This is a genomic window from Sandaracinobacter sp. T42 (genome assembly GCF_059115405.1).
On sequence record NZ_CM181101.1, the window covers coordinates 2,422,734 to 2,449,048 of the forward strand.

The following is a 26,315-nucleotide window of genomic DNA, read 5'->3' on the forward strand; positions in this document are numbered from 1 at the left end:
GCGATCCGGAGCTGGGCGGCGTCTTCTGCGGACATCCCATGAGGCCCGCTTGATCACATGTCAGCCCATGACTCGCCCCGATCCGGTCATAACCGCAAGCCTCTTGATTCCGCACACGAAATTGCTCTGCAGATAGTCAGGCTCTCCGATCGCTTCCAGCCCGGGAAAGCGCAACAGCAGCGCGCGCAGCATCGCGCCGAGCTGCATGCCGGCAATTCGCGCGCCCAGACAGTGGTGGATGCCGATTCCGAACGACAGATGACGGGCTGCGTTGTGGCGGCCGACATCCAGCCGGTGCGGATCGGTGAAAACGTCAGGATCCCGGTTGGCCGCACCGTAAAGCAGGGCCACGCGGTCCCCTGCCCCGATCCGCTGGCCGCCGACTGTCACCTCCGCCTTCGCCACGCGCATCATCTGGATCACCGGCGTCACGAATCGAAGCAATTCGGGCACGGCCTGCTCAATCAGGTCGGGATTGTCCGCCAGCATCCGCCGCTGATCGGGAAAGCGGCTCAGCGCCACGATGCTCCCTGTTAGCGAATTGCGCGTTGTCTCGTTCCCGGCAGCAAGCAGCAGTGTGAACATGCCGTTCAGCATTGTCTGCGACTGCGGCGTGTCGTCGGGAAAAAGCTGCAAGACAGTGCTCAGCAGATCATCGCCCGGCGCCTCCCGCCGTCTCTCCAGAAGCCGGGCACCATAATCGAACACTTCTTCGAACACCGCGTTCGATTGTTCGCGCCCCGCCCCATATTCCGGATCCGACGTTCCGACCAGGCGATTGGTCCAGTCGAACACGCGGGGCCGGTCTGCTTCCGGAATCCCCAGCAGCAGGCAGAGGGTGCGGATCGGAACTTCCGACGCAACGGCGGTCACGAATTCGATCTCGCCCCCGGCCGGAAGGTCCGCGACCATGGTCCGCACGAAACCATCGACCTGCGCTTCCAGCCGCCGCAACGCCGACGGCAGGAAGTGCGCCTGCATCGGCCGACGGACATCGCCATGCCGGGGCGGGTCCATGGTCAGCAGGGTGCTGGCGACGGCTTCGCGGATATGCGGCTTCAGCAGGGCGATGCCGCTGCCCCGCTCCTGGATCCGGAACCCCTGCGCAGAGGTGAAGTTGACATTGTCGCGCGCCACCGCCTCGACATCCGCATGGCGCGTCAGCAGCCAGAGAGGATGCGAACCGTCATCGACCGGATTCCGACAGACCGGCTGGGTCGCCCGCATCCGATCATAGGCCGCAAACGGGTGGCCCAGACGAAAGCTTGCGGGATCGGTCAGGTCAAAATCCGGTGGAGGTGCCTTCTTCATGGCCATTCACTCCCTAAAATGCCGGGCTACGGCCTTGATCAGGCGCCCGCCTGAATGGCCCCGGCGGGTTCCGGGCGAAGTTCACGCTTCAGCACCTTGCCCGCCGCCGATCGCGGAAGCGGCGCATCCCGGAATTCGTAACTCTTGGGGATCTTGTAGCCGGCGATCCTGTCCCGGCAGAAGGCGGTCAGCGCCTCGGGCGTCGGCGCCGCCCCATCCACCGCGACGATGATGGCATGAACCCGTTCCCCCCAGTCAGGGTCGGGCAGGCCGATCACGGCACATTCCAGAACATCCGGATGATAGGACAGGGCATTCTCGACCTCGATCGAATAGACATTCTCCGCCCCCGATACGATCATGTCCTTCAGCCGGTCGGTGATGAAGATGTAGCCGTCCTCGTTCCTGTAGCCGGCGTCGCGCGTGTGCAGCCAGCCGTCGCGCAGCACTTCGGCGGTTTCATCTGGCCGCCCAAGATAGCCAAGCATCACATTGTCGCCCCGGCCAACGATCTCCCCGACGACACCCGGCGGGCATTCCCGCCCCGCCGGATCGAGGATGCGGATGTCATAGCCCACGCACGGGCGCCCGCACGATCTCAGCAGCGCGGGATCGGCGCCGGGGGCATGATCCGCCGGCGAAAGAAAGGTGGCGGCGGGAAACTCCGTCTGCCCATAGCCCTGGATGAAGTGCACACCCGGGAACTGCGCGCGCGCCCTTTCAAGGGAAGCCGCCGCCATCGGAGAGCCGCCATAGCCCAGATAGCGCAGGCTGCCGGTTCCAAGCCCGCGCGCCGCCGCCTCACGCGTCAGCCGCTCGATCATTACCGGCACCGTGAAGCAATGGGTCACCCCGTGGCGCTCGAAATCGGCCAGCATGGTCGCGCTGTCGAACTCGGCGCGGAACACATGTGTTCCGGCCGCCATGGTTCCGAACAGGGTGCCGATATCGGCCAGGTGAAACATGGGGGCCGCATGGAACAGGACATCGCCTGGCGCGAAATCCATGTGCACCAGCAGGTTCATCGCCATGGCCGTCAGATTGGCATGGCTCAGCATCACGCCCTTCGGAAGTCCCGTGGTGCCCCCGGTATAGAAGATGCCGGCCAGCCCCTGATCGCCCGCGAACTCCGGCAATTCCGCGCCGTCGGCCAGCCGGGCTTCGGTTTCGGGTGACGCCAGCGCCAGCACGCTGCCGACGGCCCCGCCGGCCAGCAAATGCCGGGCCCGGTCCGCAAAGACAGGATCATGCAGCAAAAGCGACACGCCGGCATCGCGCAGCTGGAAATCCAGCTCGGCAGGCGCCAGCCGCGTGTTCAGGGGCACGATGACGGCCCCCGCCCAGGACACCGCGAACCACGCCTCGAAATAGGAAATGCCGTTCTGGGCCAGTACCGCCACGCGGCTGCCGGGGCCGGCCCCGGCAGCCGCCAGCAGCGCAGCCAGCCGCGCCACACGCGCACGCATCCGGGCCCATGTGTACGACCGGTCGCCTTCGATCACGGCCACCCGCCCCGGCGCGACGCGGGCAGTCCGAACCAGCGCGTTGGAAATTCTCATTCAGTCCCCCCTTGTCAATCTAGTTGACAAGATGCGGCGCTTTGCAGGGGGCGTCAACCGGGGCTTTTCACCCCCGGCCGTCCTCAGCCCCGATCAGGGAAAGAGGCGGCGCCCCAATCCTTGCCAAGGGATTCGCGAAGCGATTTCATGGGCCCGGCGCCGATCCGCTTCGCAACCGTGGCTTCCAGCTGGCCCAGAATCTCCAGCGCGTCGGCCCGCAACCGGGACGAGGATTCGCTGAAATTCACGACGGACGCCCGCCGATCCGAGGGATCGGGTTCGATCGTAATCAGACCCTCACGGACCATGTCCTGCAGCATGTTGCTGACAGCCTGTCGGGAAATGCCCAGATTGCGCGCAATATCCGCCGGTCGGCGGATCCCCAGTGCGATATTCGCCAGCGTGATTGACTGAGACCGGGACATGCTCTGCCAGCCCCGCGCCTTCAGGGCTGATTGCAGGCCTTCGTCAAACCAGTAGAAGGCACGCATCAGATCCATCATCAGGAAGCCGTCTTTCATCCCGACCGCTTCGCCCAGTTCCCGGGATCGCGCAACCAGGTTCAGCGCCATGGCCGCAAATGGAAACACATAGCCGCCATCGTGGAAGGCAAGGGGCGTCAGCCGCGGCCTGTGCACGATCTCGACAACTTCACCGATCACGACGGCATGCGTGCCCTGGTCGACGATGTGGCCGGGCCGCAGAACCATGGCCGCACAGCTGTCGGCAAGCAGCGGCGGCTTTCCGGCCTGGAACAGCCACCGCCCTTCGTCGAACTTCGCGTCCTGCGCGGCTGCGCCCCCGCAGGTCCGCGATACGGATTCCTGATCTTCGGACAGAAGATTCAGCCCGATATCGCCGCCATTGGCAACGGCCGTGAACGTCGCGTTTGCGCGGTTGATGCACACAAGCATCGATGGCGGCGCCATGCTGACCTCGCAGAAGGCGGTGGCGGCCATGGCATGCCGAACTCCCCTCTCCTCCGCCGTTACCACCGCCACCGGACGCAGCAGCGACCGCAGGGCGGCGCGAAGCGCGCCGGCTATTTCCGGAGGAGGCGGTTCGTCTCGCATGCAGAAATCTAGCCAGTCTCACTTCATTTAGTCAACCTAGTTGACATTACGGTATGCCAATCTATGAATCGCGAAGGGATTGAGGGAGATCATGATGAGCGAACGACTGGCAGACCGCCACATACCGGCCGGCGATGATTTCCTGACACCACAGGAGCTTCAGTCGATAACGCCCGAAATCCTGATCGAGCGCATGCGCGCGCTGAAGCCACTCGTGGCGAGTCGGGCGGCAGCGGCGGAACAGGCCCGGAAGCCCGATGACGATGTCTGGAACGCGCTCCGCCGAAGCGGCTATTTCTACATCTACGTGCCCAGGCGATTCGGCGGCCTTCAGTTCGACCCGGACACCTATATCAGCGCCACGCTGGAAATCGCGCGGGCCTGCCCGTCAACAGGCTGGACCGCCTGCTTCGCCGCCGAACATAACTGGCTGATCGCGCAACTGCCTGAGGAAACCCAGGCCGAAGTGTGGGGCAAGACCCCCTATGTGATCGCCCCAAGCTGCGCGTCGCCGCCGGGAACGGCGACGCCGGTCGATGGCGGCTATCGCCTGAAGGGGCGGTGGAAATGGGGCACGGTGGTCATGCACGCGGACTGGCTGCTGCTGAATGCGCTGGAACCTCAGGAAAACGCCCCGCCCATCGTCAGGATGATGCTGCTTCCCGCCGACCAGGCGACCGTTCTCGACACATGGCACATGGCCGGCATGGCGGCGACCGGAAGCAACGACATCGTCGTCGACGATGTGTTCGTGCCGCAGGGCTATCAGTTCGCCGTCCAGCCCGTGCGTTCGGGCCGTGGAAACGGCCGGACGGTCCACGGACCCGGGCTCTACGGCTCGCCGATGCTGCCCAACCTGTGCGTCACCGCATCCATCCCCGCGCTTGCAGCCGCACAAGAGGCGATCCGCCTCTGCGCAGAACGGCTGAAGGGGCATGTGAAGCTCGGGATGACCAGCGCGACGGTTGAAAAACCCGCAGCGCAGATGCGCCTCGCAAGGGCGGATCTGCTTGCAAGATCCGCCGAGCGCACGATCCGCCATGCCGCAAGGGAAAATCTCCGCATCGGCGACATCGATGAACCGGAACAGACAAGGGAACGAATCCGGCTGAGAGCGGAAATCGCGGTCGCCGTGCAGCAATGCGCCGAGGCCGTGCGCACCTGCTGCGAAGCGGTCGGCTCCAGTGTCCATGCGCTCGAAAACCCCATGCAGCGCCTGCTCCGCGACGTGCAGGTGATGCAGAGCCATGTGGTCTACGATCTTGATCTGGCAACGGAACTCCACGGTCGCGCCATGGTGGGCCTGCCGCCCAATTCACTTCTGCTCTGAAGCCGCATTCGGCCACTGGCGATGCCGGCCGGCGGGCGGTAGGGTTGGGCCCTCCAGTCCGGCACACCCCGGCGGCAACGGCAGCTTGAAGGCAGGATCGCGTTTTGGACATCGTCGGCTTTGCGCTTGCCGTTCTTCTGATCGAGCTGACACCGGGGCCCAACATGGCATGGCTGGCCGGGCTGGCCGCCACCGAAGGGCGGCGCGCGGGGTTTGCCGCCGTCGCCGGCGTCGCGCTCGGCCTGCTGGCCAACGGCGCGCTCGCCGCGCTCGGGCTGGCGGCCCTGCTGCAGGCGGCCCCGCATCTGTGGACGGCGCTTCGGCTGGCCGGCGCGCTGATGATGACATGGCTGGCCATCGAAGCCTGGCGCGGCGCGGGGCTGGACGGTGCCGCGCCCCCGCCCGACAGCACCGCCCGGCGCGCCTTCCTGACAGGCGCCTTCATCAACCTGCTCAATCCAAAGGCCTATGTCTTCTTCGTGGTCGTCGCGCCGCAGTTTCTCGATGGCGGGGCCCTCAGCCTGGGCAACGCCCTGCTGCTGGCCGTGATCAGCGCCGGGATCGCCACCCTCATCCACATCGCAATCGTGCTTGCGGGCAGCCGGGCACATGCGTGGCTGTCTGACCAGTCGCGCACGCGCCTGGTGCGGCGGCTGTTCGCCATCCTCATGCTGGGCGTTGCGGCCTCCTTCCTTCTGGCGGACATCGGCTGAGCGCGACCGGCGGCGCACAGGGCCGGCCCCCTGTCGCGCTCAGCCGATATCCGCCTCAGGCCAGGCCATGCCTGCGAATGGCGGCAGCCAGCGCGGGGGCCAGCGGGATCGTCGCTGCCGGGCCGGGCACGCTGTCGCAGGCCAGCAGCGGCGCGATCCCGGCGGCCGCCAGCCGGGCCAGATCCTCGGGCCCGGCAAGGCAGTGCGCAACCGCCGCGCCCGCCAGCCGCGCCCCGGCTTCGCGCAATTGCCCGGCGCAGGCGATCAGCGTGCCGCCGCTTGACAGCATGTCGTCCACCAGCAGCACCGGCCGCCCGGCCGCGCGCGCGGAATCAGGGATGGTGATGGCCACGGCCCGGTCACCCCGGCGCTGCTTTTCGGCCACAAGATGCTCCAGCCCCAGCGGCGCGGCCAGCGCCGCCACCCAGGGCCGGGATTCGGCATCCGGGCCCACCAGCACGGTATCGGCCGGCAAATGCCCCTTCAGCGCGCCGGCGATGCTGCCCGCCGCCGAAACCGCGACGGCCCTGCAGCCGGGCAGCACGGCGGCCAGATCGGGCGTGCGGTGCAGATGCGGATCGACCGTCACCACCGCATCGAAGGTCACGGCCAGCAGGCTGCCGATCACCGCCTGGGATACGGCCTCGCCAGGGTTGAACGCGATGTCCTGCCGCATGTAGGGCAGATAGGGCGCCACCAGCACAAGGCGCTGCGCCCCGCGGCGGCGCAGCGCATCGGCGGCCAGCAGCAGTTCGACCAGCCGGGCATCGGGATCGGCCAGCGTTCGATAGAGCAGCGCCACCGGCGTGGTTTCGGCAGCGGTGACGAGCCGCTCCCCATCGGGGAAGCGGCGGCTGGCGATCGGTCTTGTGGTGATGCCCAGGGCCGTCGCCAGCCGCCCGGCCGGGGCGGAATCGTCGGCAAAGGCGTGCAGCGTCGCCGTCATGCCGCCATCGCGTAGCCACTGGCTTCGGCCGCCAGTTCGCAGGCATAGGAAAGGCCGGCCTGCGACACGGCATGGATGCGGTACAGCGGCTGCCCCCTGACCACTTCTGCACCGACCTTGCAGAACAGATCGATGCCCGCGCCCTTGTCCATCGGGGCCCCTGCCACCCGCGCGATGCGGGCGATGCGGTGGCAATCGATGGCCATCACCCGCCCGCCGGCCGGCGCCGCGACATCGTGAACCAGTGCGCCCGGAACGGCGGCCTCCGGCGGCGCGCCCTGCGCGCGCATCAGCCGGTGCATCACGTCGAGCGCCGCGCCCGAGGCAAGCAGTTCGGCGGCCCGCGCGGCGCCGGCGCCGCCGGGCATTGCCGGATCAAGCTCCAGCACCCGCCCGGCCAGCATCAGCGCCCGTTCGCGCAGATCGGCCGGGGCATCGGGATCGCAGCGCAGCACCTGCATCACATCGCGCGCCTCCAGCACCGGGCCGATTCCGCGCCCCACCGGCTGGCTGCCATCGGTAAGCACCACATCCACCACGATGCCCAGCTGGCCGGCGACAAATTCGAACAGCTTGCGCAACCGCACGGCATCGGCCTCGTTGCGCACCTTCGCGGTCGGCCCGACCGGCATGTCGATGACAAGATGGGTCGCGCCGGCCGCCAGCTTCTTCGACAGGATGGACGCAACCATCTGCTCGGCGGTGTCGATGCCCAGCGGGCGCTCCACGCTGATCAGGATATCATCTGCCGGGGACAGGTTCACCCGCCCCCCCCAGGCCAGCACTGCGCCCTCGCGCTCCACGATGGCCTGGATGCGGTCAGCCGTGATGTCCACATTGGCGAGCACCTCCATCGTATCGGCCGTGCCCGATGGCGAAGTGATGGCCCGGGAACTGGTCTTGGGAATGATCAGGCCGTGCGCGGCGGCGATCGGCACCACGATCATCGATGTGCGGTTGCCGGGGATTCCACCGATGCAGTGCTTGTCCACCACCAGCGGCTTCGACCAGTGCAGCCGCTCGCCCGCATCGGCCATGGCCCGCGTCAGCGCCAGCGTTTCGCTGCGCGACATCGAACCGGCGCAGGCGACAAGGAAGGCGGCGATCTCCATCGGGGCATAGCGGTGGCGGGCGATGTCGTGCACGATGGCGTCGATCTCGGGCGCGTCCAGCACGGCGCCGCCGATCTTGCGGCGCACGGCGTCCAGGCTGGAAGGCGGGCGGGCCTGGGCGATGCTGACTTCCGTGCCGGCTGCCAGGCCAAGCCTGCGGAACGCCTGTTCCCCCAGCCCGATCTCGCCGGGCTGCAGCAGATGTTCGTCATCCAGGATCGCCAGCGTGGCAAGGATGCTGGCCCCCTTTCCGCAGATCTCGATCTTCCGGAGCGCCTGGAACTGTTCGGCGCCATAGCTGCTGCCGGTGCGCGGCAGAAAGGCCATGTTTTCCGGATGGGTATCGATTGCGACCAGACGGATGGTGAACATGGGCAGGCGCATCTCCCGAAGGGCAGGCCGGATCATGCACCACTGCCCCGGGCAAGCCAACGTCCGTCTGCGACGGCGGGATGAATGCCGACATCGTGACTTGCCGACAGCCACCGGGCGCAGGATACTGCCCGGCAGGAGGGCGTGGCAGGCATCGGTGCAGCAAGGCGCAACCGTCTCCGGCGCATCGGGCGCGGCACCCGGCAGTTTTGCCGCAACCGGGCTTGGAAAACTGTATCGCACCGGCATGGCCGATGTGCACGCCCTGCGCGGCGTGGATCTCGCGATTCCCGCGGGCGAGATGCTGGTGCTGCTCGGCCCGTCGGGCAGCGGCAAATCCACCTTGCTCAACATCCTCGGCGGGCTGGACCGGCCCACCAGCGGCCGGCTGTGGTTCGGGGACGAGGAGCTGACCGCGCTGGACGACACCGGCCTCACCCGGTTCCGCCGCGCCAATGTCGGCTTCATCTTCCAGTTCTACAATCTCATCCCCAGCCTCACCGCCGAAGAGAATGTGCGCCTTGTCACCGACATTGCCGAACGGCCGATGGACGCCGGCGAAGCGCTGGAGCGGGTCGGCCTGGCTGACCGCCGGCACAATTATCCGGGCCAGCTGTCAGGCGGGGAACAGCAACGGGTTGCCGTTGCCCGCGCCATCGCAAAGCAACCCAAGGTGCTGCTGTGCGACGAACCAACCGGTGCGCTCGACAGCGCAACCGGAATCCGCGTGCTGGAAGCGCTGGCCGACGCCAACCGGCAACTGCATGCCACCGTCGCCATCATCACCCACAATGTCGCCATCGCCCAGATGGCGCATCGCGTCATCCATTTCCGCGACGGCCTCATTGCCCGCGAAACACGGAATGAACGCACCGTGGCGCCAGCGGAAATCAGCTGGTGAGGGCGCTGGATACCAAGCTGCTGCGCGACCTGTCGCGCCTGCGCGGGCAGGTGCTGGCGATCGCGCTGGTGCTGGCCGCCGCCACCGCCACCCTGATCATGTCGCTGGGCCTGCACCGGTCCCTCAGCGAAACGCGCGACGCCTATTATGCCCGCAACCATTTCGCAGACCTGTTCGCACAGGCCGTGCGCGCGCCGCGAACCGTGGTGGACCGCATCGCCGCCATTCCCGGCGTCCGGCGCGCGCAGGGCGGAATCCAGACCTATGCGACACTGGATTTCCCCGGCAGCGTGGTGCCCGTCAGGGCGCTCCTCAATTCGCTGGACGAAAGCGGACAAAACCAGCTCAATCAGGTCACGCTGCGGGTGGGCCGGATGCCCCAGGCCGACCGGCACGACGAGGTGGTGGCCGACGAAGCCTTCGCCCGGGCCAACGGCTTCGGGCCCGGAACCCGGCTGACGGCGATCGTTCATGGCCGCCGCCTCTCCTTGCTGGTGGTCGGCATCGGCATGGCGCCCGATTTCGTCTATGCCCTGGGCCCCGGAGATCTCCTGCCCGATGACGCGCGCTTCGGGGTGTTCTGGATGGGGCGCAAGGCGCTGGAAGCCGCCACGGACCGCAAGGATGCCATCAACAGCCTGGCCGTCACGCTCGATCCCGGCGCGCGTGAGGCTGACGTGATCCGCGCCATCGACACCATGCTGGTTCCCTATGGCGGAACCGGCGCCTATGCCCGTGCCGATCACCTGAGCCATGCCTTCATCGAAAATGAACTGCAGCAACTTGCGGCCATCACCCGCGTGATCCCGCCGGTATTCGTGGTGGTGGCAGTGTTCCTGGTCACCGTCGTGATGGGTCGCATGGTCCGCACCGAATCCGGCCAGATCGGGCTGATCAAGGCGCTGGGCTATTCGAACTGGTCGGTCGGGGCGCATTATCTGAAATTCGCCGCTGCAATCGCCGGCCTGGCCAGCCTGATGGGCGCCGTTGCCGGAATCTGGATGGGCCGGGCTCTCGCGCGGGTTTACAGCGACTATTACCATTTCCCCTTCCTCGATTACCGGATCTCGCCGCAACTCATCCTGGCAGCCGCCGGCCTGTCGCTGGCGACAGCGGCCGTGGGCGCCATGGCCAGCGTCCGCACGGCGGTCCGGCTGACACCGGCGGCCGCGATGTCGCCCCCGGCGCCGACGGTCTATCGCGCCGGGGCGGTGGAGCGGCTGTCCCGCTATCTGGGCTTTTCCGCCATCGGCCACATGATCGTGCGCCACATCGCGCGCTGGCCCGGCCGGTCCGCCGTCACGGTGCTGGGCGTGGCGATGGCCGGCGGCCTGCTGTTCGCCACCCTCCAGTTCATCGATTCCAGCCGGACGATGATCGACAGCTATTTCTTCCGCGCCCAGCGACAGGATCTGACCGTGACCTTCGTGGACCCGCGCGGCCAGGATGTGCTGTTCGCACTGGCCCGCATGCCCGGCGTGTTGCGGGCCGAACCGGTGCGCGGCCTTCCCGTCCGGCTGGTCAATGGCCCCCGCACCGAACGCACCCAGATCGAAAGCGCGCGCCCCGACACCCGGCTGAGCCTGCGGATCGACAGCAATGGCCGGATCATCGCCATTCCCGAGCGCGGCCTGATGCTCAGCCGGCAGCTGGCCGACAAGCTGGACGTGGCGCCGGGCCAGCGCATCGAGGTGCATCTGCTGGGCGGCCGCCGCACCGTCACCAGCCTGCCTGTCGTCAGCATCGTCGATGAACAGATCGGCAAGCGCGTCTATGCGACCGAATCCACGCTTGCGGCCCTCGCGCGCGACGACGCGCCGGTGGGTGCCGTTCTGCTGCGCATCGATCCGGCCGCCCGCGATTCCATCCTGATCCGGCTGAAGGCCATGCCCCAGGTGCTGGGCGTAACGGAAAAGGCCGCGGCGCTGGAAAGGTTCGAAGCGATGATCGATGAAAACCTGCTGACGATGATCGGCTTCTATGTGGGCTTTGCCGGCGCCATCGTGGTGGGCGTGGTGTACAACAGCGCCCGTATCCTCCATTCCGAACGGGCGCATGAGCTGGCAACGCTGCGGGTGCTTGGCTATTTCCGCGGCGAAGTGGTGCTGGTGCTGCTGGGGGAGCTGGCGCTGCTGGTGCTGCTGGCCGTGCCGCTGGCCTGCCTGATCGGCTATGGCCTGGCCCAGCTGATGACGGCGATGTTCAGTTCGGATCTGTTCCGGCTGCCCTTCTCGCCCGCGCGCGCCAGCTATGGCTGGTCGGTGCTGATCGTGCTGCTGGCCGCGACAGCCACGGCCGCGACCGTCGCCCGCCGCGTTCGGAATCTCGATATGGTCCGCACCTTGAAGGCACGGGAATGAGGCTCGGTTTCCTGAAACGCTGGCGCTGGGCGCTGCTGCTGCTGGCCGCGCTGGTCGGGGGCCTTCTGTTCGCCTTCTGGCCCCAGCCGCTGCTGGTGGATGCCATGTCTGTAAGCCGCGGGCCGATGATGGTTGGCATCACCGATGACGCCGTCACCCGCGTGCGCAGCCTGCATGTGGTGTCGGCCCCGATCACAGGCCTGGTGGAGCCGATCACGCTGGAACCCGGCGACGCCGTCAGGCGCGGCCAGCTGATAACCCACATGCACGGCCCGCCATCGGCCCCGCTTGATCCCACCAGCCAGCGCGAGACGGCGGCAGCACTGGCGGCGGCCCGGGCCAGCACTGGCGGGATGGCGGCAACGCTGGCCCAGGCCCGGCGCGATCTGGCCCGGGCCGAGGATCTGGCGAAGCGCGGCTTCATGGCCCGCGCCCAGCTGGAAGCGGCGCGCACCCGGGTTACCACCGCCAACGCCGCACTGGCCCAGGGCCGTGCCGAGATCGAGCGGCTTCACGCGCAGCTCGCCGATCCGACCGGCGCTGCGGGCCGCGCCGAAGTGCCGGTGCGCGCCCCGGTCGGCGGCACCGTCCTGTCGATACTGCGGCAGGCCGACGCCATCGTGCCGGAAGGAACGGAACTGATGACGATCGGAAACCCGGCCGACATCGAGGTGGTGGTTGATCTGCTCTCGCGCGATGCGGTGCAGGTGCAGCCGGGCGCGCGGGTGACGTTCAGCCAGTGGGGCGGCGATGCCCCGCTGACCGGCACGGTGAAACGCATCGAGCCGCTGGGCCGGCTGAAGGTATCCGCGCTGGGCATCGAGGAACAGCGCGTCAACCTGATCGTCGGCTTCACGCCCGACGCGGCCGGACAGGCCGCACGCCTGGGCCATGGCTATCAGCTGGAAGCCACCGTGGTGCTGTGGCAGGCGGCAGATGCGCTGCGCGTGCCGATCGGCGCGCTGTTCCGCGCGCCGGACGGCGGCTGGCAGGTGCTGGTGATCGAAGCAGGCCGGGCGCGGCGGCAGGCCGTGACGATCGGCCATATCAACGATGAACATGGCGAAGTCCTCGACGGCCTGTCCGAAGGCCAGATGGTGGTGCTGAACCCCGGCAGCATGGTCGGTGACGGCGATCGGGTACGCCCCAGATGAACCCGCAGACGAGATGAAACCCCGGGAAAGTTGATCCCCCACGCAAGGAGAGCCCATCATGGCGATGACGATCTGTTTCCATGGCGCGGCGCGCACCGTCACCGGCTCCTGCCTGGAAGTGGTGGCCGGCGGCCGGCGCATCCTGCTGGATTGCGGGCTGTTCCAGGGCACACGAAGCGTGGAGGCGCTGAACCACGAGCTCCTGCCCGTCGATCTGGCGAAGCTGGACGCCGTCATCCTCAGCCATGCCCATATCGATCATTGCGGCCTGCTGCCCAAGCTGGCCGCGCAGGGCTATGCCGGGCCGATCTGGTGCACATCCGAAACCGCAGACCTTCTGAAGTTCATGCTGGCCGACGCCGGACGCATCCAGGAGGACGAGGCCGAGCGGCGCAACCGCCGCCGCGACCGCGCGGGCGATGAGCCGTTCGAGCCGCTCTATACCGAGGAAGATGCGCTGACCGCCTGGCGGCTGGCCAGCCCGGTGGCCCTGGACGACTGGTTCGCCCCGGCCGAAGGCCTGCGCGCACGGCTGCGGAACGCCGGGCACATTCTGGGCGCCGCCTCGATCGAACTGGAAGGCGGCGGCGTGCGCCTGATCTATTCCGCCGACATCGGGCCGGAAAACAAGGCCTTCCTGCCCCAGCCCGAAGGCGACGCCGGCTTCGACCATGTGATCTGCGAATCCACCTACGGAGACCGGGCGCGCAACCGGGTTTCGATGGAAGACCGCCGCGAACTGCTGCGGGCCGAGATCGAAACGACGCTGAAGCGGGGCGGCAATCTGGTGATCCCGGCCTTCGCGCTGGAGCGCACCCAGGAACTGCTGCTGGACATCGCGACCCTTTCCAGCAGTGGCCGCATCGGCGGGGCGATGGTGTTCGTGGATTCACCGCTGGCCAACCGCGCCACCGGCGTGTTCCGGAAATATGTGCGCGGGCTGCAGGATACCGGCGGGCGCGATATATTTGCCCACCCTTCGATCCATTATGTGCACGAAGCGACGGAATCGATGCGGCTGAACCGCATGTCGGGTGCAATCATCATCGCGGCATCCGGCATGTGCGAGGCCGGGCGCATCCGCCACCATCTGCTGCACAACCTGCCGCGCCGGGATTCCACCATCCTGTTCGTGGGATTCCAGGCCGCCGGATCCCTGGGCCGGGTGATCCAGGAAGGCGCGCAGCGGGTGCGCATTTCGGGGCAGGATGTGGCGGTGCGCGCCCACATACACAGCATCGACAGCTATTCCGCACATGCCGATCAGGGCGAACTGCTGGAATGGATCCGCGAACGCGGACCCATCCGCGGCAGCCTGTTCCTCGATCATGGCGAAGAGGAATCGGCCCTCGCGCTCGCCAGGCTGGCAGAAGCCGGGCATCTGGCGCCCAGCGTCATCGTGCCCGAAATCGGGGAGCAATATGAGCTGCAACCCGGCGCGCCGGCCCGGCGGCTCCGCACCGGCCGGCCGGATCTGCGCAAAACGATGATGCGCGACTGGCAGAATGACTATGCCGACCTGGCGGCCAGCCTGAAACAGCGCCTTGGCCGCATCAAGGATGCCGAAGCCCGCCGCGAAGCCATCGCCGCCATGCGGCGCGTGCTTGACAGCTACGGGGATGCGCAGACCTGAAAAAAACCCTGCCCTGGCCGCAAACATCCTGCTCCCGCATTGCGGGGAAGCCATGATAGCCTGCATCCCGATCTGAAGCAGGCCCGCTCGTCAGGGAACCGGCCGGGAGGAGCGTATCCGGCATGACGCCTTTGCCGGACACATACTGGCGGTTGGCGGCCGCCGACGTGATGGCGGCCCTCGATGCCGGCGACTCCGGGCTTGCCGGCGGCGAAGCGGCAAGGCGGCTCGCGGCCTTCGGCCCGAACCGGATCGACGGGCGCAGGCGCCGGCGCCTGCTGGCCGACCTTGGCCGACGCCTCGCGAACCCGCTGGTTGCAATCCTGCTGGCGGCCTCGGCCGTGGCGGGGGCCACCGGCGACATGGTCAGCTTCACCATCATCGTGTCGATGGTGCTGCTCTCGAACATCCTGGACATGGTGCAGGAAAGCCGCGCGCAGGCCACGGCCGAAGCGCTGAAACGCGCGATCGCGCTGAAAGCCGTCGTTCTGCGCGACGGCAGCCCGGCCGAGCTTCCGGTGGACGGGATCGTGCCGGGCGACATCGTGGATCTGGCGGCCGGGGATCTGGTGCCCGCCGATGGAATCGTGCTTTCCGCGACGGCGGCCCAGGTGAATCAGGCCGCCCTGACAGGAGAGCCCTATCCGGTTGCCAAGCGGCCGGATCCGTCGCCCGATGCGGATATGGCGGACGCGCCCAACCTCGTCCTCCAGGGCAGCCCGGTGATCGGCGGCAACATCCGGATGCTGGTGGTGACGACGGGCGGCCGCACGCTTTTCGGCGGCATCGCCCGCTCGCTGGCCGATGCCGAGCCGCCCACCGCCTTTGAACGCGGCCTTCACAGGCTGGGCCTGCTGATCATGCGGCTGGTCGTGTTCCTGGTGCTGTTCGTGCTGCTGGCGCATCTGGCGCTGGGCCGCCCGCCGCTGGACTCCTTCCTGTTTGCGATGGCGCTTGCCGTGGGGCTGACACCTGAACTGCTGCCGATGGTGGTGACGGTGGCGCTGGCGCAGGGCGCGCGCCGCATGGCCGGCAGGAAGGTGGTGGTGAAGCGGCTGTCGGCCATCCACGATCTGGGCCAGATGGACATTCTGTGCACCGACAAGACCGGCACGCTGACGGAAGCGCACATCCGCATGACAGGCCATCCCGGCATCGACGGCGCCGACAGCGACAGGGTGGCGCTCCTCGCCGCCGTCAACGCCCGGTTCGAGACCGGGCTGAAGAGCCCGCTGGACGAAGCCCTGCTGGCGCATCAGTCAGGCCAGGTGCTCGATGGCTGGCGCAAACTTGATGAGCGCCCCTTCGATTTCGAGCGGCGGCGCGTCTCGGTGCTGGCCGAGCAGGCCGGCGAGCGGGTGGAAATCGTCAAGGGCGCGCCGGAAACCGTGCTGGCGCTGTGCGATCGCGCGGAAACCCCGGCCGGCGTGGTGGCGATGGACGACAGGCTGAAAGCCGGCATCCGTGCCCGGCATGACGACCTTGCCGGGCAGGGGCTGCGCATGCTGGCGGTGGCCTGGAAGGAAGCCGCCGGACGCACCCGCATCGACACCGACGACGACGCCGGTCTGGTTTTCGCCGGCCTGTGCGTGTTCGTCGATCCGCCCAAGGAAAGCGCCCGCGGTGCCATCGCCCGGCTGGAAGCCGGCGGCATCCGCATCAAGGTGATTTCAGGCGATGCCGGGCTGGTGGTTGCGCATGTGGCCCGGGCGCTTGATCTGCCGGCCGGGACCCTGCTGACGGGCGAGGACATCGCCGCCCTGTCCGACGACGCCCTGGCCGCGCGCGTCGAGGACGTCGATCTGTTCGCACGCATCACGCCCGATCAGAAGCTGCGCATCGTCAAGGCGCTGAAGGCGCGCGGACACACCGTCGGCTTCCTCGGCGACGGCATCAATGACGCGCCCGCGATCCGGGCCGCCGATGTCGGCCTTTCGGTTGACAGCGCCACCGATGTCGCCCGCGAAGCCGCCGACATGATCCTGCTCGCGCCGGATCTGAACGTGCTGGCCGATGGCGCCATGGAGGGCCGGCGCACCTACGCCAACGTGATGAAATACATCCGGATGGGCACCAGTTCCAACTTCGGCAACATGCTCACCATGGCGCTGGCCTCGCTGGTCCTGCCCTTCCTGCCGCTCACCGCCGTTCAGGTGCTGCTGAACAACATCCTTTACGACATCTCGCAGGCGGGCATTCCGCTGGATCGCGCCGACCCGCGCGACATCGAACGGCCGGAAGCCTGGGACATGTCGGCCGTCGTGCGCTTCACGCTGGTGATGGGGCCGCTGTCCTCGCTGTTCGACATCGCGACCTTCGCAACGCTGCTGATGCTGTTCGATGTCGATGTCGAAACGTTCCGCGCGGCATGGTTCATGGAATCGATGGCGACACAGATCCTGGTTGTCTTCATCATCCGCACCAGCCGGCCCTTCTGGCGGGACTGGCCGCATCCCGCGCTGGTCGCCTCGGCGCTCGGCTGCCTGCTGGTCGCACTGGCCCTCCCCTTCCTGCCGCTCGCCCGTCTCACCGGCTTCTCGGCCCCGGCGCCGGCCATTGTGCTGACCATTGCCGCGCTGGTGGCGATCTATCTGCTGGCGGCGGAGGCCCTGAAGCGGCTGGCGATGCGCCGTCCGGCGCCCGGCCGCCAAAGCCCTCAGCGATCCACCGGATGATCGGCCGCCTGGCCGCCCTGCCCCGTTGTCGCGCCCCCCATTCCCTGTTATCGCCCCGTCAATTCCTGTTCCCTCAGCTGTCTGCATGTCGGCAGGGCCCATCCTTCCCGATGGATGGTCAAAGGCCCGGCGACACGGACGGCTTCCACCCACCTTCACGAACAAAGCCCGGAACATGTATCAGGCCACCGATCTCGCCGCCCTGTCTGGCCCCGCCTTCTACGCCGAACTGGAAGCCCAGCTCGCCGGCCTGATCGCGGGCGAACCCGATGCAATCGCCAACGCCGCCAACTGCGCCGCGCTGATCTTCCATCAGGTGCCCGATCTGAACTGGGCGGGCTTCTACTATGTCGAAGCCGCAACCGGCGATCTCGTCGTCGGCCCGTTCCAGGGCAAGCCCGCCTGCGCCCGGATCGCGCCCGGCAAGGGCGTCTGCGGCGCGGCCGTGGAACGCGGCACGACCATCCTGGTGCCCGATGTCCATGCCTTCCCCGGCCACATCGCCTGCGATGCGGACTCCCGCTCGGAACTGGTCGTTCCGCTGCGGCGCGATGGGCGGATCTTCGGCGTCCTCGATCTCGACAGCCCCACCCCCAACCGCTTCACGGCCGAGGATCAGGCTGGCATGGAACGGCTGATGGCCGTGCTGCTGGCCGCCGGCGAAAGCTGACAGCCTCTCCCCTTCGCGGGGTTTCAAGCCGCGCGGTCGGGCCTATCCCTCCCGGATCAGAGGGAGACTGCACCGCATGACCGCCGACCTGACAGAGGGCCCCGTCCTCACCCGCCGCGAAGGCGATATCCTGTTCGTCACGCTGAACCGGCCCGAAAGCCTGAACGCGATGGACAATGCGCTGGTGAACAGCCTGCGCGACCTGTTCACCGGGCTCTACTGGCGGCGCGACGTGCGCGTCGTGGTCCTCACCGGCGCGGGCCGCGCCTTCTGCGCCGGGCTCGACCTCAAGTCGTGGAACACCGGCGGCGGGGGCAGCACCGGGGAAGGCCTGGACGGCCAGCGCCGGATCGCGGAAATCGTGATCGCGATGCGCCGCTGCCCGCAGCCCATCATCGCGCTGGTGAACGGCCCGGCCTCGGGCGGGGGGTTCGCCGTCGCGCTCGCCTCCGATGTCCGCATTCTCACGCCCACGGCGAAGATGAACGCGGCCTTCATCCGCATCGGCCTGTCCGCCTGCGACATCGGGGTGTCCTATTTCCTGCCCCGCATGGTCGGCTCGTCGGTCGCCTCCGAATATATGCTGACGGGCCGCTTCTTCACCCCTGACCGCGCGCAGCAGCTGGGCCTCGCCTCCGCCGTCGTCGATCCCGCCGATCTGGCCGCCCATGGCCGCGCCCTGGCAGAGGAAATGCTCCACGCCAGCCCGCTGGGCCTGCGCCTCACCAAGGATGCGCTGAACCACTCGATCGATGCCGGCGGCCTCGAAGCCGTGATCGCCATGGAAGACAGGAACCAGGTGCTTACCGCCCGCGACGAGAATTTTGCCGAAGGGGTGAAGGCCTTCTTGGAAAAGCGGAAGCCGAACTACCTTTAAAGCCCCAGCGTCTCCCTGGCCTCCTCCTTGTCCCGCTCGCGCAGGGCAAGGCCGGTCAGGAAGGCGGCATCCGCGATCAGTTCCAGCCCCAGCACCACGCCAAGGAAACCGGCGGATACGTCCGCCCAGTTGAACAGGGTGATCAGCCCCAGCACCACCGAAATCACGCCCGATCCCAGCAGCAGAAGGAAATAGCGGGATTTGCGATACCCCGGCACGCTCAGCAGCTTGGCGAGCCCGCCGCCCACCAGCAGCAGCGCGAACAGGAAGGGCAGCCCCACCGGACCCACGGCGCGCGGATCCCCGAACTTCAGGGACAGCCCGGCATAGACCAGGAACACACCCACAAGCCCGGGCAGGATCATCGTCAGCGGCCGCACCCGCTTCCGCAGCAGCACGCCCAGCAGATAGATCGCGCCCGCGCCCACCAGCAGCCAGGGAATGATTCCGGCCACCAGCGTGGTGATCGAAACCGGATTGAACGTCACATAAAGCCCGATGGCCGCCAGCACACCCGCCAGCACCGTCCTCACCTGCCAGTTCATCACACCCTGCCTTCTTGCTGTTTCCGCCCATGGTAGGGCGAAGCGGAAAAGGCGCAAGCCGCTTGCGGCCCGCGCCCTTCCGCCCCCGCCCCGAACGACGCCGTCAGGCCGCCCAGCGAAGGATGGCCGCAACCGGGCTGTCGGTCGGCAGGTCGGCGGCGCGAACCGCCATCACCCGCGCGCCCGATTGCAGCGCCCGCCGCGCCACCTCGTCCACCACCCCATAGGCGGCAGCGTCATTGGCCTCCGCGAAGGTCACCGCGCCGGTTTCATCGTCCACGAACCCCGGCACCAACCGGTCGATGTCCACCAGCAGCGTCTGCACCGCACCCTGCGTGGCGGCACGCGCGGCCTGGTCGATGTCGGCCGTCGACCGGCCACTGCCCTTGCGATCCGCGAACTCGGCCTTCAGCGCGGCCACCTCTTCGGCATGCAGCCGGTCCAGCAGCCGCCGCGCTTCCTCGGAAATTCCGCTGTCGCTCAGCGATTCCGGGGTCTTGTCGATGCCGAAGGGGACAAGGTGCGGGTAGCTCGAAACGCTGCGATAGATGGCGCCGATCGCCGTGTCGGCGGCCAGGAACAGGGGCACATGTTTGCCCGCCAGATACGGCCGCAGCGCCCGGTCCACGATGCGGCAGAACTGCACCAGCCGCGCCCGCTGCCCCGCGGCCGTGTCGCTGCGGCGGCTTTCCGTGCCCACACCCAGAGAGGCCACGCCCAGCGCATCGGTCGCGCTCTTCGGCAGATCGTGCAGCTTCACCTCGGTCGCCGGTTGCTCCGCCGTCAGCTGCAGCAGGCGCACATGGCCCAGCGACAGCGCCAGCACATAGGCCCCCTGCCCGAAGGTCACCGCGCGCAGCAGCGGCTTCAGGTGGAAACGATCCGCGACATCGATGGCCGGCGTCAGGGCATTCGGCACGCGGAAGGTGCGCACGCTGTCGGGCGTCGCATAGACCGCCAGGCTGTGGGCCTGGAACCGCCAGAAATCATCGTCCTCCACAAGCTCGGCCAGCGCGTCCCCGATCGCGTCGCGGGCTTTCTTGGAATGGCCGGCCGATTCCAGCTGGCCCAGCGCCTCGGTCGCCAGATTCTTCAGCACGATGCGGTCGCCCGAAATCTCGCCGGCAACCGGCGTCGTCGGCAGGAAGATCGAAACGCTCGCAGGGTTCCTTGCGTCCGCAAGCGTGCGAAGATCGGTCTCGGTCGGAATGTCGACATGCAACAGCATCGGGTGCTCCTTCGGTTCTGCTTCTGTTGCAGTCCTTCTGGCCGCCCCGGCCGCAATTGGCCTTGCGCTATATCATGGTTCCGCAACAGGATTGCGGCAAAGGATCGGAATCATGGCTTCGTCTTGAAGCGAAAATCCCCCCGAACAGGAGCATGCGATATGGGACAACTGGTGGTTCTCGGTTTCGATGGCGTCACCGCCGCGGACGAAGTGCTGAACAAGGTTCGCGGGCTGAAGGCCGAACATCTGATCGATCTGGAAGACGCCGTCGTCGTGGAGCGGGACGCGGAGGGCAAGGTGCACATCAAGCAGGCGCTGAACCTGACCGCGCTTGGCGCGACTTCGGGCGGGCTTTCCGGCGCCTTCTGGGGCACGCTGGTCGGCCTGCTGTTCCTGAACCCGCTGGCGGGCATGGCGATCGGCGCCGCGACCGGGGCCGGCGCAGGTGCGCTTTCCGGCAGCCTGATGGATTATGGCGTGAACGACGAGTTCGTGAAGAAACTGTCGGAAACCATCCTCAACAACTCCTCCGCGCTGTTCGTGCTGGTGCGGGAAGTCACGATGGACAAGGTGGTGGACGCGATCCAGCCCTGGAACCCGCGCGTGCTGAACACCTCGCTGTCGAACGAACAGGAAGCGAAGCTGGTGGAAGCGCTGAAGGCGCACGGCGCCTGATACCCGGGCCTCCGGGCGAAGCGAAGGGCCGTCAGCGGCCCTTCGCCTTCACCGTGCGGTCCAGGAAGGCCAGGATCGTCCGCCACAGATGCTGTTGCAGGGCCGGATCGCGGATCGCGTGGGTCTGGCCGGGATAGACCATGGTTTCGAACGGCCGGCCCGCCTTCTGATAGGCGGCCATCACGCGGGCGGAATGGTCGAACACCACATTGTCGTCGGCAAGGCCGTGGATAATCAGCAGCGGGTCCGACAGCGCGGCTGCGTCCCTTGTCACGTCGCCGGCCACATAGGGCGCCGGATCGCTGGCGGGATTGCCCAGATAGCGTTCGGTATAGTGGGTGTCATACAGCCGCCAGTCCGTCACCGGGGCGCCTGAAACCCCCGCCGCAAACGCACCGGGGTGCTTCGTCAGCAACCGCTGCACCATGTAACCGCCATAGGACCAGCCATAGATCGCCACCCGGCCGGGATCGATCCCCGGCTGCGCCTTCAGCCAGCCCAGCGCCGCCATCTGGTCGTCCACTTCCGGGAAACCCAGCCGCAGATGGATCGGCGCCTCGAAGGCGGTGCCGCGATCGGGCGTACCCCGCCCTTCCACCTGGAACACCGCCCAGCCCTGCTGCAGCAGATACTGGTGCAGCATCGTGCCGAAGGCATGGCGCACGCGCCGCACGCCGGGGCCGGCATAGATTTCGAAGAACACGGGCGCGCGCGCGCCGGGCTTCAGGCCGGGCGGCATCGTCAGCGCATAATGGAGGTCCGTCTTGCCGTCAGCGGCCTTCAGCGTGCCGAAGCGCGGCGCGGCATGGGCCGGAAGGTTGGCGGCATAGGGAAAATCGGCCGGGCTCACCTGCCGGCGGATATCCAGCGGCCCGCCCGCAGTGGTGGCAAGGACCACGGTGGACGGCTGCGTCGGGGTGGAGCCGGTCAGCAGCAGCGTCGAGCCTGTCCGGTCCGCCACGCTTTCCGTCCAGCCGCCCGGCGCCGTCAGCCGTTCCACCGCACCGCCGGACAGGCGGATGCGATACAGCGCCTTTTCCATCGGCGTCTCGCGGAAGCCTGTGAACAGGATGGTGCCGGCCGCCTCATCCACCGCCAGCAGTTCGTCCACCGGCCAGTCCCCGGCCGTAACAGCGTTCAGCTTCGCGCCGTCCCACAGATACAGGTGGCGAAAGCCGGACCGTTCCGACGCCCACAGGAAGCGCCGGCCATCCGCCAGCGGCTTCAGGCTGTCGTGCAGGTTGATCCAGGTGTCGGCGGTTTCCGTCAGCAACACACGGGATTTGCCGGTTGCGGCCTCCACCAGCAGCAGATCCAGCCGCTTCTGATCGCGGGACTGGCGCTGGACGATCAGCTGATCCGGGTTCAGCCAGTTGACGCGGGCCAGATAGATGTCGCGGTCCGGGCCCAGATCCACCTGCACCGGCGCATCGCCCGAAATGCTGTGGATTTCCAAGGAAACCAGTGCGTTGGGCGTTCCGGCGAAGGGATATCGCTGTTCGGTCACCTGGGTTCCGCTGGATCCGATGGCGGCCCGCACGGCAACCTTCACCGGGGTTTCATCCACACGGGCCACGGCGATGCGGCGGTCATCCGGCGCCCACCATTGGCCCGTCATCCGGCCCATTTCCTCCTGCGCCACGAATTCCGCGACGCCATAGCTGACAAGCCCGCCGCCGCCCGTCGTCAGCGCCCGTTCCCTGCCGGTCGAAAGCGCCGTCACGAACAGGTTCTGATCCCGCACGAAACTGGCGTGGCTGCCCTTGGGGCTCAGCTTCGCGTCGATCTCCGTCGCGTCCGTCTCGGTCAGTCGCCGGGGCGCGCCCTGCAGCGGCGCCAGCCAGATATCCCCATCCAGCGGCACCAGCAGGGTCTCCCCATCGGGGGACCAATGATAGTCCACGATGCCCCGCACAGAGGCGAGGCGCGCCCGTTCCCGGCGCATCAGTTCGGCTTCCGAAAGCTGCGCGGCCCCAGCGGAAAGGGCCAGGCTGTCAACCGCCATCCGGCGGCGGCCGGAAGCGACATCCTCCACCCAGAGGTCGTAGCGAAGCTGATCGTCCGCGCGGGGCTGAAGCCAGGCGATGTGGCGGCCATCCGGCGCGATGGTCAGCGCGCGCGGCGGTGTTCCAAGCAGGGGCGGGTTGGCGAACAGCCGTTCCAGCGTGAGCGGTTGCACCGGCTGGGCAGGAACCGGCTGGGAAAGGACAGGCGCGGCGGCCAGCAGGAGGGCGGACATCAGCAGGGTCTTCATGCCGATCGCGTGGCCCGATCCGCGCCCGAGTTCAAGCATTTCCGGATATTATTGGTTACCGCCGCCGATGTTCATGCGGCGATGCAGCATTATGTGGTTAATTGCGCGGGGGACGCCGTTGACTTTGCGATTCGCTTGCTCACATTGAGTGGCAAGGGGTTCGGACCATGGGCAATTTGCCGCTGCCAGAGCATTTGATGGGATGGGCGGAGCAGCAGGTCGATAATGGCCGGGCTGTGAACCTCAACGCCTATCTCGCCCAGCTGGTTGCCGAAGACCGGATCCGTACGGACCGGCAGCGCTTTCGCCGCAGGGCCATCCAGGAAGCCCGCGCCTCCGGCGTTTCGATGGAAGCCCCCGACGGGCTGCTGGAACGGCTGCTGGCCGAAATGCCCCGCCCCGGCCGCGACAGGATGCGTGAAGCCATCCGCGAGGGCCGGGCGAGCGGGGCCTCCTATGCCTCCATCGACGGGATTCTTGCCCGTGCGCTGATGCAGCGGCAGCCGCGCGCGGCATGAACGTGCTGAAGCTCACCATCCGGGCGGAAAAGGATCTGTCCGAAATCTTCGCGCAGGTCGCGCATGAATTCCGTTTTTTCGGCGAGGATGCCGCGCGCAGCTATTGCGAGGGGCTGAAGGAAGCCCTGCAGCAGCTGGCGCGCTTTCCCATGAACGGCCGCGCCGAACCGGCGATCGACGAACGCACGCGCAGCCTGCCCTTCCGCAAGCATGTGATCTATTACGAGATCGACGGCGAAGGGATCGTGGTGCTGAGGATCCTGCCCGACACGGTTTCCGCCTGACCGATCTTGCGCTAGGCACGGCCGGAATGGAGGCAGTGCATGGGCAATGATGGCGTTCGGGCGCTTGAAGTGGTGGCGGCCGATTTCCTGGGTTTTTCCAGGGTTCTGGACAAGGTGATCAGCACCGAACTTGAAAGCTTCCAGGGGCTTTCCGGGCAATATGGCCTTTACGAGGATGTGGATGGCGTTCAGACCCGGCTGCAACGGCTGACCGCGCATATCCTTTCTGCACTGGAAGGCCTGCGCGACAACGGGTTCGAGGACAGCGCCCTGTGGGCCACATCGCGGCAGGCGGAATTGCTGGACAGCCTGCTGGAGCAGCTGGATCGCTATGTCGCCGTGGCCGACCTGCGCGGCGCGACGCTGACATCGGGCGACCTGCTGAAGAAGCTGCAGGGCTGGATCAAGACCCTGCGCGAATGGCTGGCGGGCGTGCGAAAGCAGCTGGCGGCAATCGCGGGCGAAAGCTGAGGCGGGCCCGTTCCGGGAACTCCGGCCCTGCTACAATCCTTCACGTTTCGGCCGTGACCACCCCGGCGGTCGATGTCGATTGATATTGCCGTGTTGGTTGAAGGATGTTAACCAACCCACAAGAACAAAAGAAAAAGGGCTGGGTTGCTTCATATGGACTGGCGGCAAATTCTCGTCTTGCTGCTGATTTTCGTTCCGCTGGAACGGCTGCTGCCGAACCGGCCGGAACAGGGAATCTTTCGCCGCCACTGGGTGACGGACAGCGTCTATCTGCTGGTCAACGGGCTTCTGATCCGTTTTCTGTTCCTGGGCCTGCTGGCGCTGGCGCTGACGGTGATCGACCGCACGGTTCCCGATGCGCTTCAGGCACAGGTGGGTGGCCTGCCGATCTGGGTTCAGCTGCCGATCGCGATCCTGATCGCGGATCTTGGCTTTTATGTGCACCATCGGTTGTTCCACAGCGTGCCCTTACTGTGGCGGTTCCACGCCATTCACCATTCGATCGAAGATCTGGACTGGCTGGCAGCGCACCGGGTGCATCCTGTCGACCAGCTGGCCAGCAGCTCGTTGTCGCTGCTGCCACTGTTCGCGTTGGGATTTTCAACAGACGTGATCGCGCTGCATGCGCTGATCTATTTCGTTCATTCCCATCTGCTGCACGCGAACACGCGGCTGCGGCTGGGGCCGCTGGAGTGGCTGGTTGCTTCGCCGCATTTTCATCATTGGCATCATGCCGCCGAACATGCCGCGTTTGACCGGAACTTCGGCGGGCAGACGCTGATCTGGGACCGGCTGCTCGGGACATTGCGCCTGCCCGAGTCCTTTCCCGAGGGTTATGGGGCGGCAGATCCGGTTCCATCCGATTATCTTCGCCAGCTGGCCTGGCCATTCCTGGGGCTGTTTCCGCGAAAGGGGTATCCGGCAAAATGAACGCGCGCACTGAAGACCTTATCGGCAAGTCGCTTCTGCTGCTCAGCTTCGGCTGGGTGCTGCTGGGCAAGATCCGGGGCCTGATGGGCCTGCTTTCCCTGCCCGAGCGGCCCGACGGGCTGATCGTGGATCTGATCAACCAGTCGCTGAGCCTGCTGTTCGTGGCGATGGTGATTTCGCTGACGATCCGGCGGCTACCGCCGCGCACCAGTGCATCCGGCTGGGAACCGAGGGCGGTCGCCATTGCGGGGACGTTCACGCTGATCCTGCTGCTGTGGGTGCCCAGCGGCACACCCGGATCGCTGGTGCTTTCGATTTCGAACCTGCTGATGATCATCGGTGTCGCCGGATCGCTGTGGAGCCTGCATTTCCTGGGCCGCAGCTTTGCGGTGATGGCGGCGGCCCGCGAACTGGTTACGGGCGGGCCTTATGGCCTGGTGCGCCACCCCCTTTACCTTTTCGAAGGGTTGGTGACCGTGGGTATAATCCTGGCGCACTGGAACCCCTGGGCCGTGCTGGTGGGCGCGGTACATTTCTTCTTCCAGTTCCGCCGCATGCAGCATGAGGAGCGGGTGCTGCGCGCCGCCTTCCCGGATTATGACGGCTATGCCGCCCGGGTGCCCATGATCGTGCCGCGCGTGCGCCTGGCCGCTTCCGCCGCAGCCTGACACGGCCCGGCTTCTTCCGCCGGCTTCGTCTCTTTGGCCTGATGCGTTATGATTAA

23 protein-coding genes are annotated in these 26,315 nt (G+C 67.2%); 15 read left to right on the top strand and 8 right to left on the bottom strand.

The features are described 5' to 3' along the window. Window positions 1–60: 60 nt before the first annotated feature. The 3 genes from ACW9TV_RS11810 to ACW9TV_RS11820 form a co-directional block, all read right to left on the bottom strand. Window positions 61–1,311 carry a cytochrome P450 gene (locus tag ACW9TV_RS11810; protein WP_494303663.1) on the bottom strand — a complete coding sequence of 417 codons (1,251 nt, stop codon included), beginning with the start codon at window positions 1,309–1,311 and terminating at the stop codon, window positions 61–63. A 38-nt stretch (window positions 1,312–1,349) separates the two neighbouring features. Beyond that, a complete protein-coding gene (locus tag ACW9TV_RS11815; protein ID WP_494303664.1) occupies window positions 1,350–2,870 on the bottom strand; it encodes an AMP-binding protein in 1,521 nt (506 codons plus the stop codon). Window positions 2,871–2,953: 83 nt separating this feature from the next. Continuing rightward, window positions 2,954–3,943, bottom strand: a complete 990-nt coding sequence (locus ACW9TV_RS11820) for a flavin reductase (RefSeq protein ID WP_494303665.1) — start codon at window positions 3,941–3,943, stop codon at window positions 2,954–2,956. Window positions 3,944–4,037: 94 nt separating this feature from the next. Between ACW9TV_RS11820 and ACW9TV_RS11825 the strand changes: the two genes are divergently transcribed. Both ACW9TV_RS11825 and ACW9TV_RS11830 read left to right on the top strand, forming a co-directional pair. Further along, the gene (locus ACW9TV_RS11825; RefSeq protein WP_494303666.1) at window positions 4,038–5,273 is read left to right on the top strand and encodes an acyl-CoA dehydrogenase family protein; all 1,236 of its coding nucleotides are present in this window, start codon (window positions 4,038–4,040) and stop codon (window positions 5,271–5,273) included. Window positions 5,274–5,377: 104 nt separating this feature from the next. After that, window positions 5,378–5,986, top strand: coding sequence for a LysE family translocator (locus ACW9TV_RS11830; RefSeq protein WP_494303667.1), 609 nt, complete (start codon window positions 5,378–5,380; stop codon window positions 5,984–5,986). A 55-nt stretch (window positions 5,987–6,041) separates the two neighbouring features. Here the strand turns inward: ACW9TV_RS11830 and ACW9TV_RS11835 are convergent, their stop codons facing one another. Together ACW9TV_RS11835 and ACW9TV_RS11840 are read right to left on the bottom strand one after the other, a co-directional pair. Further along, complete coding sequence (locus tag ACW9TV_RS11835) at window positions 6,042–6,932, bottom strand: ribose-phosphate diphosphokinase (protein WP_494303668.1); 891 nt, start codon at window positions 6,930–6,932, stop codon at window positions 6,042–6,044. Continuing rightward, window positions 6,929–8,452, bottom strand: a complete 1,524-nt coding sequence (locus tag ACW9TV_RS11840; protein ID WP_494303669.1) for a thymidine phosphorylase family protein — start codon at window positions 8,450–8,452, stop codon at window positions 6,929–6,931. The genes ACW9TV_RS11835 and ACW9TV_RS11840 overlap by 4 nt, the downstream gene beginning before the upstream one ends. Before the next feature lie 121 nt (window positions 8,453–8,573). Here ACW9TV_RS11840 and ACW9TV_RS11845 point away from each other — a divergent pair, with 121 nt between their 5' ends. The 7 genes from ACW9TV_RS11845 (at window position 8,574) to ACW9TV_RS11875 (ending at window position 18,686) form a co-directional block, all read left to right on the top strand. Next, on the top strand, window positions 8,574–9,317 hold the full coding sequence (locus tag ACW9TV_RS11845; protein WP_494303670.1) for an ABC transporter ATP-binding protein: 744 nt from the start codon (window positions 8,574–8,576) through the stop codon (window positions 9,315–9,317). Continuing rightward, on the top strand, window positions 9,314–11,677 hold the full coding sequence (locus ACW9TV_RS11850; protein ID WP_494303671.1) for an ABC transporter permease: 2,364 nt from the start codon (window positions 9,314–9,316) through the stop codon (window positions 11,675–11,677). Before ACW9TV_RS11845 ends, ACW9TV_RS11850 begins: the two co-directional genes overlap by 4 nt. Further along, window positions 11,674–12,831, top strand: a complete 1,158-nt coding sequence (locus ACW9TV_RS11855) for an efflux RND transporter periplasmic adaptor subunit (RefSeq protein ID WP_494303672.1) — start codon at window positions 11,674–11,676, stop codon at window positions 12,829–12,831. The genes ACW9TV_RS11850 and ACW9TV_RS11855 overlap by 4 nt, the downstream gene beginning before the upstream one ends. A 58-nt stretch (window positions 12,832–12,889) precedes the next feature. Beyond that, window positions 12,890–14,464, top strand: a complete 1,575-nt coding sequence (locus ACW9TV_RS11860) for an MBL fold metallo-hydrolase (protein ID WP_494303673.1) — start codon at window positions 12,890–12,892, stop codon at window positions 14,462–14,464. Between the two features lie 122 nt (window positions 14,465–14,586). After that, window positions 14,587–17,139, top strand: a complete 2,553-nt coding sequence (gene mgtA, locus ACW9TV_RS11865) for a magnesium-translocating P-type ATPase (protein WP_494303674.1) — start codon at window positions 14,587–14,589, stop codon at window positions 17,137–17,139. 175 nt (window positions 17,140–17,314) lie between these two features. Continuing rightward, window positions 17,315–17,809: a GAF domain-containing protein gene (locus ACW9TV_RS11870; RefSeq protein WP_494303675.1), complete on the top strand. Its 495-nt coding sequence runs from the start codon at window positions 17,315–17,317 to the stop codon at window positions 17,807–17,809. A 76-nt stretch (window positions 17,810–17,885) separates the two neighbouring features. After that, window positions 17,886–18,686, top strand: a complete 801-nt coding sequence (locus ACW9TV_RS11875; RefSeq protein ID WP_494303676.1) for an enoyl-CoA hydratase/isomerase family protein — start codon at window positions 17,886–17,888, stop codon at window positions 18,684–18,686. On the opposite strand, the gene ACW9TV_RS11880 is transcribed toward ACW9TV_RS11875, so the two are convergent. Together ACW9TV_RS11880 and ACW9TV_RS11885 are read right to left on the bottom strand one after the other, a co-directional pair. After that, window positions 18,683–19,231 carry a hypothetical protein gene (locus ACW9TV_RS11880; RefSeq protein ID WP_494303677.1) on the bottom strand — a complete coding sequence of 183 codons (549 nt, stop codon included), beginning with the start codon at window positions 19,229–19,231 and terminating at the stop codon, window positions 18,683–18,685. The genes ACW9TV_RS11875 and ACW9TV_RS11880 overlap by 4 nt on opposite strands. A gap of 103 nt (window positions 19,232–19,334) precedes the next feature. After that, window positions 19,335–20,459, bottom strand: a complete 1,125-nt coding sequence (locus tag ACW9TV_RS11885; RefSeq protein WP_494303678.1) for a baeRF11 domain-containing protein — start codon at window positions 20,457–20,459, stop codon at window positions 19,335–19,337. Between the two features lie 159 nt (window positions 20,460–20,618). On the opposite strand from ACW9TV_RS11885, the gene ACW9TV_RS11890 reads away from it, so the two are divergent. Then, on the top strand, window positions 20,619–21,134 hold the full coding sequence (locus ACW9TV_RS11890) for a DUF1269 domain-containing protein (RefSeq protein WP_494303679.1): 516 nt from the start codon (window positions 20,619–20,621) through the stop codon (window positions 21,132–21,134). Between the two features lie 31 nt (window positions 21,135–21,165). Here ACW9TV_RS11890 and ACW9TV_RS11895 read toward each other — a convergent pair whose 3' ends face one another. Further along, a complete protein-coding gene (locus tag ACW9TV_RS11895) occupies window positions 21,166–23,427 on the bottom strand; it encodes a S9 family peptidase (protein ID WP_494303680.1) in 2,262 nt (753 codons plus the stop codon). Between the two features lie 128 nt (window positions 23,428–23,555). Between ACW9TV_RS11895 and ACW9TV_RS11900 the strand changes: the two genes are divergently transcribed. The 5 genes from ACW9TV_RS11900 to ACW9TV_RS11920 all read left to right on the top strand — a co-directional run bounded on the left by ACW9TV_RS11900 (window position 23,556) and on the right by ACW9TV_RS11920 (window position 26,259). Continuing rightward, window positions 23,556–23,906 (top strand): hypothetical protein, encoded by a 351-nt coding sequence (locus tag ACW9TV_RS11900; RefSeq protein ID WP_494303681.1) that lies wholly within the window; start codon window positions 23,556–23,558, stop codon window positions 23,904–23,906. After that, entirely contained in the window at window positions 23,903–24,190 is a 288-nt protein-coding gene (locus ACW9TV_RS11905) for a type II toxin-antitoxin system RelE/ParE family toxin (protein ID WP_494303682.1), read from the top strand. Before ACW9TV_RS11900 ends, ACW9TV_RS11905 begins: the two co-directional genes overlap by 4 nt. Before the next feature lie 39 nt (window positions 24,191–24,229). Then, a complete protein-coding gene (locus ACW9TV_RS11910; protein ID WP_494303683.1) occupies window positions 24,230–24,661 on the top strand; it encodes a hypothetical protein in 432 nt (143 codons plus the stop codon). A 177-nt stretch (window positions 24,662–24,838) separates the two neighbouring features. Next, window positions 24,839–25,591 carry a sterol desaturase family protein gene (locus ACW9TV_RS11915; RefSeq protein ID WP_494303684.1) on the top strand — a complete coding sequence of 251 codons (753 nt, stop codon included), beginning with the start codon at window positions 24,839–24,841 and terminating at the stop codon, window positions 25,589–25,591. Further along, window positions 25,588–26,259, top strand: coding sequence for a methyltransferase family protein (locus ACW9TV_RS11920; RefSeq protein ID WP_494303685.1), 672 nt, complete (start codon window positions 25,588–25,590; stop codon window positions 26,257–26,259). The genes ACW9TV_RS11915 and ACW9TV_RS11920 overlap by 4 nt, the downstream gene beginning before the upstream one ends. Window positions 26,260–26,315: the final 56 nt, after the last annotated feature.

What these genes read in the sequence shown, in the direction of transcription:
- ACW9TV_RS11840 (WP_494303669.1), bottom strand. Translation starts at nt 8,452, where the DNA reads ATGATCCGGCCTGCCCTTCGGGAGATGCGCCTGCCCATGTTCACCATC.
- ACW9TV_RS11875 (WP_494303676.1), top strand. Translation starts at nt 17,886, where the DNA reads ATGACCGCCGACCTGACAGAGGGCCCCGTCCTCACCCGCCGCGAAGGC.
- ACW9TV_RS11905 (WP_494303682.1), top strand. Translation starts at nt 23,903, where the DNA reads ATGAACGTGCTGAAGCTCACCATCCGGGCGGAAAAGGATCTGTCCGAA.
- mgtA (WP_494303674.1), top strand. Translation starts at nt 14,587, where the DNA reads ATGACGCCTTTGCCGGACACATACTGGCGGTTGGCGGCCGCCGACGTG.
- ACW9TV_RS11855 (WP_494303672.1), top strand. Translation starts at nt 11,674, where the DNA reads ATGAGGCTCGGTTTCCTGAAACGCTGGCGCTGGGCGCTGCTGCTGCTG.
- ACW9TV_RS11815 (WP_494303664.1), bottom strand. Translation starts at nt 2,870, where the DNA reads ATGAGAATTTCCAACGCGCTGGTTCGGACTGCCCGCGTCGCGCCGGGG.
- ACW9TV_RS11860 (WP_494303673.1), top strand. Translation starts at nt 12,890, where the DNA reads ATGGCGATGACGATCTGTTTCCATGGCGCGGCGCGCACCGTCACCGGC.
- ACW9TV_RS11895 (WP_494303680.1), bottom strand. Translation starts at nt 23,427, where the DNA reads ATGCTTGAACTCGGGCGCGGATCGGGCCACGCGATCGGCATGAAGACC.
- ACW9TV_RS11820 (WP_494303665.1), bottom strand. Translation starts at nt 3,943, where the DNA reads ATGCGAGACGAACCGCCTCCTCCGGAAATAGCCGGCGCGCTTCGCGCC.
- ACW9TV_RS11885 (WP_494303678.1), bottom strand. Translation starts at nt 20,459, where the DNA reads ATGCTGTTGCATGTCGACATTCCGACCGAGACCGATCTTCGCACGCTT.
- ACW9TV_RS11810 (WP_494303663.1), bottom strand. Translation starts at nt 1,311, where the DNA reads ATGAAGAAGGCACCTCCACCGGATTTTGACCTGACCGATCCCGCAAGC.
- ACW9TV_RS11870 (WP_494303675.1), top strand. Translation starts at nt 17,315, where the DNA reads ATGTATCAGGCCACCGATCTCGCCGCCCTGTCTGGCCCCGCCTTCTAC.
- ACW9TV_RS11910 (WP_494303683.1), top strand. Translation starts at nt 24,230, where the DNA reads ATGGGCAATGATGGCGTTCGGGCGCTTGAAGTGGTGGCGGCCGATTTC.
- ACW9TV_RS11825 (WP_494303666.1), top strand. Translation starts at nt 4,038, where the DNA reads ATGAGCGAACGACTGGCAGACCGCCACATACCGGCCGGCGATGATTTC.
- ACW9TV_RS11880 (WP_494303677.1), bottom strand. Translation starts at nt 19,231, where the DNA reads ATGAACTGGCAGGTGAGGACGGTGCTGGCGGGTGTGCTGGCGGCCATC.
- ACW9TV_RS11890 (WP_494303679.1), top strand. Translation starts at nt 20,619, where the DNA reads ATGGGACAACTGGTGGTTCTCGGTTTCGATGGCGTCACCGCCGCGGAC.
- ACW9TV_RS11900 (WP_494303681.1), top strand. Translation starts at nt 23,556, where the DNA reads ATGGGCAATTTGCCGCTGCCAGAGCATTTGATGGGATGGGCGGAGCAG.
- ACW9TV_RS11920 (WP_494303685.1), top strand. Translation starts at nt 25,588, where the DNA reads ATGAACGCGCGCACTGAAGACCTTATCGGCAAGTCGCTTCTGCTGCTC.
- ACW9TV_RS11835 (WP_494303668.1), bottom strand. Translation starts at nt 6,932, where the DNA reads ATGACGGCGACGCTGCACGCCTTTGCCGACGATTCCGCCCCGGCCGGG.